The organism is Streptococcus cristatus AS 1.3089 (assembly GCF_000385925.1).
In the GTDB taxonomy this organism is placed as follows: domain Bacteria; phylum Bacillota; class Bacilli; order Lactobacillales; family Streptococcaceae; genus Streptococcus; species Streptococcus cristatus_B.
In genome coordinates this window covers 1838610-1852714 of sequence record NC_021175.1, presented here as the reverse complement: position 1 = coordinate 1852714, position 14105 = coordinate 1838610, and the positions used below count along the sequence as shown (strand labels likewise).

12 protein-coding genes are annotated in these 14105 nt (G+C 43.7%); 11 read left to right on the top strand and 1 reads right to left on the bottom strand.

Features of this window, described 5'->3' with window-relative positions:
• The first annotated feature begins 188 nt into the window (after positions 1-188).
• Positions 189-1196 carry a type I glyceraldehyde-3-phosphate dehydrogenase gene (gene gap / locus I872_RS09140; RefSeq protein ID WP_005591661.1) on the top strand — a complete coding sequence of 336 codons (1008 nt, stop codon included), beginning with the start codon at positions 189-191 and terminating at the stop codon, positions 1194-1196.
• Positions 1197-1730: 534 nt separating this feature from the next.
• Here gap and I872_RS12345 read toward each other — a convergent pair.
• Positions 1731-2096, bottom strand: a complete 366-nt coding sequence (locus I872_RS12345) for a hypothetical protein (protein ID WP_015605811.1) — start codon at positions 2094-2096, stop codon at positions 1731-1733.
• Between the two features lie 145 nt (positions 2097-2241).
• On the opposite strand from I872_RS12345, the gene I872_RS09130 reads away from it, so the two are divergent.
• The 10 genes from I872_RS09130 (at position 2242) to purN (ending at position 14051) form a co-directional block, all read left to right on the top strand.
• Positions 2242-3441: a phosphoglycerate kinase gene (locus I872_RS09130; RefSeq protein ID WP_015605810.1), complete on the top strand. Its 1200-nt coding sequence runs from the start codon at positions 2242-2244 to the stop codon at positions 3439-3441.
• 381 nt (positions 3442-3822) lie between these two features.
• Positions 3823-4347, top strand: a complete 525-nt coding sequence (locus tag I872_RS09125; RefSeq protein ID WP_015605809.1) for an FUSC family protein — start codon at positions 3823-3825, stop codon at positions 4345-4347.
• A 76-nt stretch (positions 4348-4423) separates the two neighbouring features.
• Positions 4424-4789 carry a MerR family transcriptional regulator gene (locus I872_RS09120; RefSeq protein ID WP_015605808.1) on the top strand — a complete coding sequence of 122 codons (366 nt, stop codon included), beginning with the start codon at positions 4424-4426 and terminating at the stop codon, positions 4787-4789.
• Between the two features lie 29 nt (positions 4790-4818).
• Positions 4819-6165 carry a type I glutamate--ammonia ligase gene (gene glnA / locus I872_RS09115; protein WP_015605807.1) on the top strand — a complete coding sequence of 449 codons (1347 nt, stop codon included), beginning with the start codon at positions 4819-4821 and terminating at the stop codon, positions 6163-6165.
• 184 nt (positions 6166-6349) lie between these two features.
• Positions 6350-7057, top strand: a complete 708-nt coding sequence (purC, locus tag I872_RS09110) for a phosphoribosylaminoimidazolesuccinocarboxamide synthase (protein WP_015605806.1) — start codon at positions 6350-6352, stop codon at positions 7055-7057.
• Positions 7058-7061: 4 nt separating this feature from the next.
• Complete coding sequence (locus tag I872_RS12510) at positions 7062-7202, top strand: hypothetical protein (protein ID WP_015605805.1); 141 nt, start codon at positions 7062-7064, stop codon at positions 7200-7202.
• A gap of 56 nt (positions 7203-7258) precedes the next feature.
• A complete protein-coding gene (locus tag I872_RS09100; RefSeq protein ID WP_015605804.1) occupies positions 7259-10984 on the top strand; it encodes a phosphoribosylformylglycinamidine synthase in 3726 nt (1241 codons plus the stop codon).
• 14 nt (positions 10985-10998) lie between these two features.
• Positions 10999-12441: an amidophosphoribosyltransferase gene (purF, locus tag I872_RS09095; RefSeq protein ID WP_015605803.1), complete on the top strand. Its 1443-nt coding sequence runs from the start codon at positions 10999-11001 to the stop codon at positions 12439-12441.
• Between the two features lie 39 nt (positions 12442-12480).
• Positions 12481-13503 carry a phosphoribosylformylglycinamidine cyclo-ligase gene (purM, locus tag I872_RS09090; RefSeq protein ID WP_015605802.1) on the top strand — a complete coding sequence of 341 codons (1023 nt, stop codon included), beginning with the start codon at positions 12481-12483 and terminating at the stop codon, positions 13501-13503.
• Positions 13500-14051 carry a phosphoribosylglycinamide formyltransferase gene (purN, locus tag I872_RS09085; RefSeq protein WP_015605801.1) on the top strand — a complete coding sequence of 184 codons (552 nt, stop codon included), beginning with the start codon at positions 13500-13502 and terminating at the stop codon, positions 14049-14051. Before purM ends, purN begins: the two co-directional genes overlap by 4 nt.
• Positions 14052-14105 lie beyond the last annotated feature (54 nt).

Genomic DNA, 14105 nt, shown 5'->3' with positions numbered 1-14105 from the left:
TGAAGCGTGATTTTGAAAAGTTATGAAAAACTATGAAAGAAAGTTTGTTACTTGTTAATAATAATGAAATCAGTTGCAATTTTGCTCAATAAGGTATATAATAGATATGTTGAAAGGTGATTTGTAGTGATTCAAGTTACTCTTTTCACATAAAAATTTTTTTGATTTTCATAAGGAGGAAATCACGAATGGTAGTTAAAGTTGGTATTAACGGTTTCGGTCGTATCGGTCGTCTTGCTTTCCGTCGTATCCAAAACGTAGAAGGTGTTGAAGTTACTCGCATCAACGACCTTACAGATCCAGTTATGCTTGCACACTTGTTGAAATACGACACAACTCAAGGTCGTTTCGATGGTACTGTTGAAGTTAAAGAAGGTGGATTCGAAGTTAACGGTAAATTCGTTAAAGTTTCTGCTGAACGTGACCCAGAACAAATTGATTGGGCTACTGACGGTGTAGAAATCGTTCTTGAAGCAACTGGTTTCTTTGCTAAGAAAGACGCTGCTGAAAAACACCTTAAAGGTGGAGCTAAGAAAGTTGTTATCACTGCTCCTGGTGGAAACGATGTTAAAACAATCGTATTTAACACTAACCACGACGTTCTTGATGGTACTGAAACAGTTATCTCAGGTGCTTCATGTACTACAAACTGTTTGGCTCCAATGGCTAAAGCACTTCAAGACAACTTTGGTGTTGTAGAAGGATTGATGACTACTATCCACGCTTACACTGGTGACCAAATGATCCTTGACGGACCACACCGTGGTGGTGACCTTCGTCGTGCTCGCGCTGGTGCTGCTAACATCGTTCCTAACTCAACTGGTGCTGCTAAGGCTATCGGCTTGGTAATTCCAGAATTGAACGGTAAACTTGACGGTTCTGCACAACGCGTTCCAACTCCAACTGGATCAGTTACTGAGTTGGTAGCAGTTCTTGAAAAGAACGTTACTGTTGATGAAGTAAACGCAGCTATGAAAGCAGCAGCTAACGAATCATACGGTTACACAGAAGATCCAATCGTATCTTCAGATATCGTAGGTATGTCTTACGGTTCATTGTTCGACGCAACTCAAACTAAAGTTCTTGATGTTGACGGCAAACAATTGGTTAAAGTTGTATCATGGTACGACAACGAAATGTCATACACTGCACAACTTGTACGTACTCTTGAATACTTCGCGAAAATCGCTAAATAATTCAATTGTATGAAAAAGAGATCCATGAGATCTCTTTTTTTGTTTTGCAGAACAGCTTGAAGGAATGGCTATCAGATGGCAAATCCTTCATGTAGCGTCATTAGCGATTAGCCTAGGAACGTGGATTGTCTATTCTTAGATTGAATAAGAAAAACAAGATATTCGCTTAGAGACAAAGCTTTGTTAAAATGGAAGTTTTGCCTAGTCTTAAAATGCATTCCATAGAAGGAAAAAGATGAGAACACAGCTCCATGCATTTTCTTTGAATGACGAGCATGCCGTAAATGAGGATGAATACGGTGACTGCTTCAAATAGCGAAGTCGGGTCCAAGCCAAACATTCCATGGATGAGCAGGCAAATCAGGGCACAAACGAAGGCGCCGAGATCGACTCTATTTAGCTGAGACGGGTAGCGGCAGTTGATTTTGCTGGCAATTACAACATAATTAAAACCTTCCCAGAAACCCTAGATCAGGGAAATGAGCAAGTAACCCAAGATATTTGTGGGGAAATAACTAGCAAGAATTTCTTGCGTTAAGGGATGGATTGGAAGGGGAGGTAGTTATGAATTTTTCTTGTAATACTGAGGAAAAGAAGCAAGGGGAGACAGATCAGTGTCGTCTGGATAAGCGTCGGAAGCAAACCTTTAGTTACCAAACCATATGTTTTCCAGTTTTCTTTGCGGCGAACCATTACCAAGACTGTCCCTAATCCTGCCACAGCAAATTGGTAGGTGGCGAGGGCAAGAAGACGGATCCAGACGGGGATGGAGGTTTGATGAATAAGGGCTAGTAGTTGCTCGCGATAAAATAAGTAGACAGTAAATGAAAGACCGGTCAAGATAGCGATGATGTTTAAATCTTGGTTAGCTTTCTTTTGAAGGGGAGGTAGTTTGTTCACGGGCTTATCCTCCTTTATTATACTTATTCTATCTTCTGAAGGATCTCATGTCAATAAGAGGAGGAAAAGCCATTAATTTTTGCTATCACTTTTGTAGATTTTGTGATATAATTAACACGTATAAAAAAAGAAGGAGTCATATCTAATGGCAAAATTGACTGTTAAAGACGTTGAATTGAAAGGGAAAAAAGTTCTCGTTCGTGTTGACTTCAACGTTCCTGTAAAAGATGGCGTGATTACCAACGACAACCGTATCACTGCAGCTCTTCCTACTATCAAGTACATCCTTGAACAAGGTGGACGTGCTATCCTCTTCTCTCACCTTGGCCGTGTAAAAGAAGAAGCAGACAAAGCTGGTAAATCACTTGCTCCTGTAGCTGCTGACTTGGCAGCTAAATTGGGTCAAGACGTTGCTTTCCTTCCAGGTGTCACTCGTGGTGCTGAATTGGAAGCAGCAATCAACGCTCTTGAAGATGGACAAGTTCTCTTGGTTGAAAACACTCGTTACGAAGATGTTGACGGCAAGAAAGAATCTAAAAACGATCCTGAACTTGGTAAATACTGGGCATCACTTGGAGATGGTATCTTTGTAAACGATGCATTCGGTACAGCTCACCGTGCACACGCATCTAACGTTGGTATCTCAGCAAACGTTGAAAAAGCAGTTGCTGGTTTCCTTCTTGAAAACGAAATTGCCTACATCCAAGAAGCAGTTGAAACTCCAGAGCGTCCATTCGTAGCTATCCTTGGTGGTTCAAAAGTTTCAGACAAGATCGGTGTTATCGAAAACTTGCTTGAAAAAGCTGATAAAGTCCTTATCGGTGGTGGGATGACTTACACATTCTACAAAGCACAAGGTATCGAAATCGGTAACTCACTTGTAGAAGAAGATAAATTGGATGTTGCTAAAGCTCTTCTTGAAAAAGCAAACGGCAAATTGATCTTGCCAGTTGACTCAAAAGAAGCAAACGCATTTGCTGATTACACTGAAGTGAAAGACACTGAAGGTGAAGCAGTAGATCCAGGCTTCCTTGGTTTGGATATCGGTCCTAAATCTATCGCTAAATTTGACGAAGCTTTGACTGGTGCGAAAACTGTTGTCTGGAACGGACCTATGGGTGTATTTGAAAACCCTGACTTCCAAGCTGGTACAATCGGTGTCATGGACGCTATCGTGAAACAACCAGGCGTGAAATCAATCATCGGTGGTGGTGACTCAGCTGCCGCAGCGATCAACCTTGGCCGTGCAGACAAGTTCTCATGGATTTCTACTGGTGGTGGTGCATCAATGGAACTCCTTGAAGGTAAAGTTCTTCCAGGACTTGCAGCATTGACTGAAAAATAATATTTGTAACGGAAGAGAGTGGGACAGAAATCGGTAATTCGTTAGAATTCGATTTCGTCGTCCCACCTCTGCACAGTTGAGTAGGGCTGTAAAAGCTGATGAAATCAGCCTAGTAGAGCCCGCTCAACCACTGCGTCTTGCTCGACAATCCAAAGACAATTGAGAGGCTAGGACTTTTGTCCCAGCCTATTTTCTCTTGTCCTCGTAGGTTTCTAGTTATATTTTCTTAATAGCTGACCAAGAATGGGAAATGTATCTAGAAAAGAGAAGGAGCTGGCTATGTCTTTTTGCTAGGCGGTTGACAATAAACTGGATGGACAGAGCCTTTTTGTTGAAAAATATGTTAGAATAAAGATAGTTTACTTTTAAAAAGGAAAAGGCATGGGCTATTTTAGTAAGTACAAATTTGACAAATCCAAGTTCCGCTTGGGCATGAGGACGCTGAAAACAGGAATAGCAGTCTTTATTGTCCTGCTCATCTTTGGTATGTTTGGCTGGAAGGGGCTCCAGATTGGGGCTTTGACAGCGGTATTTAGTTTGCGGGAAGATTTTGATAAAAGTGTTCATTTCGGGACTTCTCGTATTTTAGGAAATAGCGTCGGCGGTTTCTACGCCCTGTTATTTTATTTGTTAGGAAATTTATTGAACGGTCAGTTTTGGGTGACCTTGGTATTTGTCCCAATCTGTACCATGCTGACCATCATGACCAATGTCGCTATGAATAATAAGGCGGGGGTGATTGGTGGTGTTTCAGCCATGCTAATCATCACTCTCTCCATTAGTCCAGAAGATACGACTTTATACGTTTTCGCTAGGGTTTTTGAAACCTTTATGGGGGTTTTTGTTGCGATATTAGTAAATTCGGATGTGGATAGGCTTAAGCATCTTTTCAAAATTGGAAAGTAAATCGTGTAAGAAAATCTTACATTACTTGTTGACATACAAAAAAAAATGGTTATAATAGTGCATAGAGAGGAAAAAGATGAAGGAAAAAGAGTTTCGCCGAAATATGGCAGTCTTTCCAATAGGTAGCGTTATGAAGTTGACGGACTTATCTGCCCGTCAGATTCGGTATTATGAGGAGCAAAATCTGATTACCCCCGTTCGGAATGAGGGCAATCGTCGGATGTATTCCTTGAATGATATGGATCGACTTTTGGAAATTAAGGATTATATTTCTGAAGGTTATAATATCGCCGCTATCAAAAAGAAATATGCTGAACGTGAAGCTAAATCCCATAAAACGATTAGTGAAAAGGAAGTCCGTCGGGCCCTCCACAATGATATTTTACAGCAAGGTCGTTTTGGTTCTTCTCTGCCAACTTTTGGTCACATGCGTCGATCATAAACTATTTTTAAAACTATAAGGAGTTACCCATGCCCATTACAGCAGCTGATATTCGTCGCGAAGTAAAAGAAAGAAACGTTACTTTCATCCGTCTTATGTTCTCTGATATTTTGGGAACCATGAAAAACGTTGAAATTCCAGCAACGGATGAGCAGCTTGAAAAGGTCTTGTCAAATAAGGCCATGTTTGACGGTTCGTCCATTGAGGGATTTGTCCGGATCAATGAATCTGACATGTATCTATATCCTGATTTGGATACTTGGACAGTTTTCCCTTGGGGAGATGAAAATGGTAGTGTAGCAGGCTTGATCTGTGATGTTTACACGACAGAACATGTTCCCTTTCCAGGAGATCCTCGCAGCAATCTCAAGCGGGCTCTCAAACATATGGAGGAAGTAGGGTTCAAATCCTTCAACCTTGGACCAGAGCCAGAATTCTTCCTTTTCAAATTGGATGAAAATGGCGATCCGACACTGGAAGTGAATGATAAGGGTGGCTACTTTGACTTGGCACCGACAGACTTGGCGGACAATACGCGTCGGGAAATTGTCAATGTCTTGACCAAGATGGGCTTTGAAGTGGAAGCTAGTCACCACGAGGTAGCAGTCGGTCAGCACGAGATTGACTTTAAATATGATGAGGTGCTACGAGCTTGTGATAAGATTCAGATTTTCAAGCTGGTTGTTAAAACCATTGCTCGTAAGCACGGCCTTTATGCGACCTTCATGGCTAAGCCCAAGTTTGGTATTGCTGGTTCTGGTATGCACTGCAATATGTCCCTCTTTGACCAAGATGGTAATAATGCTTTTTATGATCCAGAAGATCCAAAAGGAATGCAGTTGTCTGAGACAGCCTATTATTTCTTGGGTGGTTTGATTAAGCATGCCTATAACTATACGGCTATCATGAATCCGACGGTCAACTCTTATAAACGTTTGGTGCCTGGCTTTGAAGCGCCAGTTTACATCGCTTGGGCTGGGCAAAATCGCTCACCTTTGGTTCGAGTACCAGCATCACGTGGTATGGGAACTCGCTTGGAGTTGCGTTCAGTAGACCCGATGGCTAATCCTTATATTGCTATGGCAGTGCTCCTAGAAGTGGGACTGCATGGAGTGGAAAATAAAATCGAAGCGCCAGCTCCAATCGAGGAAAATATCTATGTGATGACAGCTGAGGAGCGTAAGGAAGCTGGTATTACAGACCTGCCATCTACTCTCCATAATGCCCTTAAGGCTTTAACCGAAGATGAGGTCGTCAAGGCAGCTTTGGGCAATCATATCTACACTAGCTTTGTTGAAGCCAAGCGGATTGAATGGGCTAGCTATGCGACCTTCGTTTCCCAATGGGAAATTGATAATTATTTGGACTTATATTAATGAATTCTAGAACAGGACTTGAAAAAGTCCTGTTTTTGTATGGAAACAAGATATTTTCAGTTTTTAAATGTTGTATTTCCAATTTTTTTCATGTTTTTTCGTCTGCAATGTACGGGGAATACTTGTAAAATATATTTAAAAGTGATAAACTTAAAGCATAAAAGCACGAAAGGCGAATAATAAAATGTCAAACAAGTTGTTATATTCGGGAAAAGCAAAGGATATTTTTGCGACAGAAGATGAGCAGGTGATTTTGTCCCGCTACAAGGATCAGGCGACTGCTTTTAACGGTGTCAAGAAGGAGCAGATTGCGGGCAAGGGAGTGTTAAATAATCAGATTTCAGCCTTTATCTTTGAAAAGTTGAACGCTGCCGATGTAGCAACGCATTTTATCGAGAAAATCTCAGATACAGATCAGCTTAATAAAAAAGTTGACATTATTCCTCTGGAAGTTGTGCTCCGCAACTACACGGCTGGTTCCTTTTCAAAACGTTTTGGCGTAGAAGAAGGTATCGCATTTGAGACTCCAATTGTCGAATTTTACTATAAAAATGATGATTTGGATGATCCTTTTATCAATGACGAGCATGTGAAATTCCTTAAAATTGCGGATGACCAGCAGATTGCTTACTTGAAGGAAGAAACGCGTCGTATCAATGAACTTTTGAAAGCTTGGTTTGCTGAGATTGGTCTTAAGTTGATTGATTTTAAGCTAGAGTTTGGTTTTGACAAGGATGGCGAGATTATCTTGGCAGACGAATTTTCACCAGACAACTGCCGTTTGTGGGATGCGGATGGCAACCACATGGACAAGGATGTTTTCCGTAGGGGATTGGGAGAACTAACAGACGTTTATGAAGTTGTCTGGGAGAAGTTACAAGGATTAAAATAGTCTGTTGGTAACGGAAAACCTTCGTCTCTCAAATAAAAGGACTCAGGCTGAAAAGGTCTCCCAGACCTTTTCACTCCGTCGTGGCTTGGGTGAATTGACAGATGTTTACGAGATTGTTTGGGAGAAGTTGCAAGGTTTAAAATAACACCTTTAAGGTCATTTGGGAACATTGCAAGAGCTGAAATAAAGGAATAAGAATTGATGGATAAACGTATTTTTGTTGAAAAAAAGGCTGATTTTCAGGTCAAGTCAGAGAGTTTGGTGAGAGAACTCCAGCACAACTTGGGACTTTCAACCTTGAAAAGTATTCGCATCGTGCAAGTGTATGATGTCTTTGATTTGGCAGAGGATTTGTTTGCGCCCGCAGAGAAACACATCTTCTCTGAGCAGGTGACCGACCATGTCTTGGATGAAGCGGCTGTGCACGCTGATCTTGCTAACTATGCTTTCTTTGCCATTGAAAGCCTGCCAGGACAGTTTGACCAACGTGCAGCATCTTCACAAGAAGCCTTGCTCTTGCTTGGTAGTTCAAGTGATGTAACGGTCAACACAGCTCAACTTTACTTGGTCAATAAGGATATCGATGCGACTGAGCTAGAAGCGGTCAAGAACTACCTGCTCAATCCAGTGGATTCTCGTTTCAAGGATATCACAACAGGGATTGCCAAGCAGGAATTTTCAGAGTCAGACAAGACCATTCCAAAATTGACTTTCTTTGAAAGCTATACAGCAGAAGACTTTGCCCGCTACAAGGCTGAGCAAGGGATGGCCATGGAAGTGGATGATTTGCTCTTTATCCAAGACTACTTCAAGTCAATTGGGCGCGTGCCGACGGAAACAGAACTCAAGGTTTTGGACACTTACTGGTCTGACCACTGTCGTCACACGACTTTTGAGACTGAGTTGAAACAGATTGATTTCTCAGCTTCTAAATTCCAAAAGCAATTGCAGGCGACCTATGATAAGTATATTGCCATGCGTGAGGAGTTGGGGCGCTCGGAGAAACCACAAACCTTGATGGATATGGCGACTATTTTCGGGCGTTATGAGCGTGCCAATGGTCGTTTGGATGACATGGAAGTGTCTGATGAGATCAATGCTTGTTCGGTTGAAATTGAAGTAGATGTTAATGGTGTCAAAGAACCATGGCTCCTCATGTTCAAGAATGAAACCCACAACCACCCAACAGAAATTGAACCCTTTGGTGGAGCGGCTACTTGTATCGGTGGCGCTATTCGTGACCCATTGTCAGGTCGCTCATATGTCTACCAAGCCATGCGTATCTCGGGTGCTGGTGATATTACAGCACCGATTTCGGAAACACGTGCTGGTAAACTGCCACAACAAGTTATTTCTAAAACAGCTGCTCATGGTTATTCTTCATACGGGAACCAAATCGGTCTTGCGACGACCTATGTTCGTGAATACTTCCACCCAGGCTTTGTAGCCAAACGCATGGAGCTTGGTGCCGTTGTCGGTGCGGCTCCTAAGGAAAATGTTGTCCGTGAAAAACCAGAAGCGGACGATGTCATTATCCTGCTTGGTGGTAAGACTGGACGTGATGGTGTCGGTGGTGCGACAGGTTCTTCTAAGGTTCAAACAGTGGAGTCTGTGGAGACTGCTGGAGCTGAGGTTCAAAAGGGGAATGCCATTGAAGAACGTAAGATTCAACGCCTCTTCCGTAATGGCGATGTCACTCGTCTCATCAAAAAATCCAATGACTTTGGTGCAGGTGGTGTCTGTGTGGCTATCGGTGAATTGGCAGACGGTCTTGAAATCGACCTCAACAAGGTTCCTCTTAAATACCAAGGCTTAAATGGTACCGAAATTGCCATCTCTGAATCACAAGAACGGATGGCGGTCGTGGTTCGTCCTGAGGATGTAGATGCCTTTGTTGCAGAATGTAACAAAGAAAATATTGACGCTGTTGTGGTTGCGACAGTGACTGAAAAACCAAATCTAGTCATGCACTGGAATGGTGAAACCATTGTTGACTTGGAACGTCGTTTCCTTGATACCAATGGTGTGCGCGTGGTCGTCGATGCCAAGGTTGTGGATAAGGATGTCAAGCTCCCAGAGGAGCGTACAACAAGCGCTGACAAACTTGAAGCTGATACCCTTGCGGTTCTATCTGATCTCAACCATGCTAGTCAAAAAGGTTTACAAACTATCTTTGACTGTTCTGTTGGTCGTTCTACAGTCAACCACCCACTTGGTGGTCGCTACCAACTCACACCAACTGAGGCATCTGTGCAGAAATTACCAGTTCAACATGGTGTGACTCATACTGCGTCCGTCATGGCTCAAGGATTCAATCCATATGTAGCTGAATGGTCTCCATACCACGGTGCTGCCTATGCAGTTATCGAAGCAACTGCTCGTTTGGTGGCTGCTGGTGCTAACTGGTCTAAGGCTCGTTTCTCTTACCAAGAGTACTTCGAGCGGATGGACAAGCAAGCAGAGCGTTTTGGTCAGCCAGTAGCAGCTCTTCTAGGCTCTATCGAAGCACAACTTCAACTTGGTTTGCCATCTATCGGTGGTAAGGACTCTATGTCTGGTACCTTTGAAGAATTGACGGTGCCACCAACCTTGGTTGCCTTTGGGGTGACAACAGCAGATAACCGCAAGGTGCTCTCTCCTGAGTTTAAGACTGCCGGTGAAAACATCTACTACATCCCAGGTCAAGCTCTCTCTGCAGAAATTGATTTTGAACTTATTAAGTCTAATTTTGCTCAATTTGAAGCCATTCAAAAAGCTCATAAGGTGACGGCGGCTTCAGCTGTTAAATATGGTGGTGTCCTTGAAAGCTTGGCTCTTGCTACTTTTGGAAATCATATCGGTGCAGAGGTAATCTTGCCTGATCTTGAAACGGCTTTGACAGCTCAATTAGGTGGATTTGTCTTCACATCTCCTGAAGAAATCGTTGGGGTGGAGAAGATTGGTCAGACAAAAGTAGATTTTACACTCCTTGTCAACGGCGTGAAGCTAGATGGAGACAAACTAGACAGTGCCTTCCAAGGGACATTGGAAGCAGTTTATCCTACCGAATTTGCCCAAGCAAAAGAATTGTCAGAAGTTCCAGCTGTCACTTCTGACACAGTCATCAAAGCCAAAGAAACTATTGAAAAACCTGTGGTTTACATCCCAGTCTTCCCAGGAACCAACTCAGAATATGACTCGGCCAAGGCCTTTGAAAAAGAAGGTGCAGAGGTCAACTTGGTGCCATTCGTAACCTTGAATGAAGAAGCTATTGTCAAATCAGTTGAAGCCATGGTTGACAATATTGGTAAGGCTAACATCCTCTTCTTTGCAGGTGGTTTCTCAGCTGCAGATGAGCCAGATGGATCCGCTAAGTTTATCGTCAACATCCTGCTCAATGAAAAAGTGCGTGCAGCCATTGATAGCTTTATTGCTCGTGGTGGCTTGATTATCGGTATCTGTAATGGATTCCAAGCTCTCGTAAAATCAGGTCTTCTTCCATACGGGAACTTTGAGAATGCCACTAGCACTAGCCCAACTCTCTTCTACAATGATGCTAACCAACACGTGGCCAAGATGGTGGAAACCCGCATTGCCAATACTAACTCGCCATGGTTGGCTGGGGTGCAAGTGGGCGATATCCACGCTATTCCTGTTTCGCACGGTGAAGGGAAGTTTGTCGTGACGGCGGAGGAATTTGCGGAGCTCCGTGACAATGGTCAGATCTTTAGCCAATACGTGGACTTTGACGGAAAACCAACTATGGATTCCAAGTACAATCCAAATGGTTCAGTCAACGCTATCGAAGGAATTACCAGCAAGAACGGCCAAATCATCGGTAAGATGGGCCACTCAGAACGTTATGAAGACGGTCTCTTCCAAAACATCCCAGGGAATAAAGACCAGCATCTGTTCGCGTCAGCTGTGCGTTATTTCACAGGGAAATAAAATTAGGTATAAAAATGACATACGAAGTAAAATCTCTTAATGAAGAATGTGGCGTTTTTGGTATCTGGGGGCATCCAGATGCTGCTAAAATGACCTATTTTGGGCTCCACAGTCTTCAGCACCGTGGTCAGGAGGGGGCAGGGATCCTCTCCAATGACCAAGGGACATTAAAGCGTCATCGCGATATGGGGCTTTTATCAGAAGTGTTCAGAAATCCTGCTAATTTGGATAAATTGACAGGGACTGGAGCGATTGGACACGTGCGTTATGCGACTGCGGGAGAAGCTTCTGTAGACAATATCCAACCTTTCCTTTTCCGCTTTCATGATATGCAGTTTGGCTTGGCTCATAATGGAAATCTGACCAATGCAGAATCTCTCAAGCAAGAATTAGAACAAAGAGGAGCGATTTTCAGCGCGACTTCGGACTCGGAAATCTTGGCTCACTTGATTCGCCGTAGTCACAATCCAAGTCTGATGGGCAAAATCAAGGAAGCACTTAGTCTTGTCAAAGGTGGCTTTGCTTATATCTTGCTGTTTGAGGACAAGTTGATTGCTGCCCTTGACCCTAATGGTTTTCGTCCTCTTTCGATCGGAAAAATGGCCAATGGAGCAGTCGTGGTTTCATCTGAAACCTGTGCCTTTGAAGTAATCGGTGCTGAGTGGATTCGCGATGTGAAACCAGGCGAGATTGTCATTATTGACGACAATGGTATCCAGTATGATAGCTACACAAATGATACTCAGCTCGCGATTTGCTCTATGGAGTATATCTACTTTGCCCGTCCTGACTCCAATATCCATGGTGTCAATGTCCATACTGCTCGAAAACGTATGGGTGCCCAACTAGCGCGTGAATTCAAACATGAAGCCGATATCGTGGTCGGTGTGCCAAACTCATCACTTAGCGCAGCCATGGGCTTTGCGGAAGAATCAGGTTTGCCAAATGAAATGGGACTCATCAAGAACCAATACACCCAACGTACCTTTATCCAACCGACTCAAGAGTTGCGAGAGCAAGGTGTGCGGATGAAGCTATCTGCCGTTTCAGGCGTTGTCAAAGGCAAACGTGTGGTTATGGTGGATGATTCCATTGTTCGTGGGACAACCTCTCGCCGTATCGTTCAGCTTTTGAAAGAAGCAGGGGCGACGGAGGTTCACGTTGCTATTGGAAGTCCTGCGCTAGCTTATCCATGTTTCTACGGAATTGATATCCAGACGCGTCAGGAGCTGATTGCAGCCAATCATACAGTTGAAGAAACTTGCCAAATCATTGGTGCGGATAGCCTGACCTATCTTTCGATTGATGGCTTGATTAACTCTATCGGGATTGAAACAGATGCACCAAATGGTGGTCTCTGTGTCGCTTATTTTGACGGTGACTACCCAACTCCCCTCTATGATTACGAAGAAGAATATCGTAGAAGCTTGGGGGACAAGACCAGTTTTTACAAATAGGCGGATGATGATTTTCCATTAAAGGAAAGGAATAAACAAATGACAAATAAAAATGCATACGCTCAATCGGGTGTGGATGTTGAAGCGGGTTATGAAGTTGTTGAACGGATCAAAAAGCACGTGGCTCGTACGGAGCGTGCAGGTGTCATGGGAGCTCTTGGTGGCTTTGGTGGCATGTTTGACCTTTCAAAGACAGGTGTCAAAGAGCCTGTCTTGATCTCAGGGACTGACGGTGTCGGAACCAAGCTCATGTTGGCTATCAAGTACGACAAGCATGACACGATTGGGCAGGACTGTGTGGCTATGTGTGTCAACGATATCATCGCTGCAGGTGCGGAGCCCCTCTATTTCCTCGACTATGTGGCGACAGGGAAGAATGAACCAGCTAAGCTAGAACAAGTCGTCGCTGGTGTAGCAGAAGGTTGTGTGCAGGCAGGCGCAGCCCTCATCGGTGGTGAAACTGCTGAAATGCCAGGTATGTATGGCGCAGATGACTATGACTTGGCTGGTTTTGCGGTCGGCGTGGCTGAAAAATCTCAAATCATCGATGGTTCAAAAGTGGCAGAAGGTGATGTTCTTCTCGGACTTGCTTCAAGTGGGATTCACTCAAATGGTTACTCACTCGTCCGTCGTGTCTTTGCTGACTATACGGGTGAGGAAGTTTTGCCAGAATTGGAAGGCAAGCAACTCAAGGACGTTCTTCTTGAGCCGACTCGTATCTATGTCAAGGCTGTCTTGCCACTCATCAAGGAAGAGTTGGTCAACGGCATTGCCCACATCACTGGTGGTGGATTTATCGAGAATGTCCCTCGCATGTTTGCGGCTGACTTGGCTGCTGAGATTGAGGAAAGCAAGGTTCCAGTCCTTCCAATTTTCAAAGCCCTTGAAAAATACGGTCAGATCAAGCATGAAGAAATGTTTGAAATCTTCAATATGGGCGTAGGACTCATGTTGGCAGTTAGACCTGAAAATGTAGATCGCGTTAAGGAATTGTTGGATGAACCAGTCTATGAAATTGGTCGCATCGTCAAGAAAGAAAACGAAAGTGTCATTATCAAATGAAAAAAATAGCGGTTTTTGCCTCTGGTAATGGCTCAAATTTTCAGGTGATTGCCGAAGAATTTCCGGTGGAGTTTGTCTTTTCAGACCATCGTGATACCTATGTGCTCGAGCGTGCAGACAAGCTTGGTGTCCTGTCCTATGCTTTTGAACTCAAGGAGTTTGAGAGCAAGGCAGACTACGAAGCAGCCCTTGTCGAACTATTGCAAGAACACCAGATTGACTTGATTTGTCTAGCAGGCTACATGAAAATTGTTGGTCCGACTTTGCTCGCTGCTTACGAGGGTCGTATCATTAACATTCATCCAGCCTATTTGCCAGAGTTTCCAGGAGCTCATGGGATTGAAGATGCTTGGAATGCAGGTGTTGAGCAGTCTGGTGTGACCATTCACTGGGTGGATTCAGGTGTCGATACTGGGAAGATTATCCAACAAGTCCGTGTGCCACGATTAGCTGATGATACCATTGAAAGCTTTGAAGCTCGTATTCATGAAGCGGAGTACAAGTTGTATCCAGAGGTGCTGGAGAGCTTTGGAGTTGCACGAAAATAAGAAGGAAATCATAGCTGATTTTGTGGCAAGGATTAAAAGTCATCTGCTAAGGAG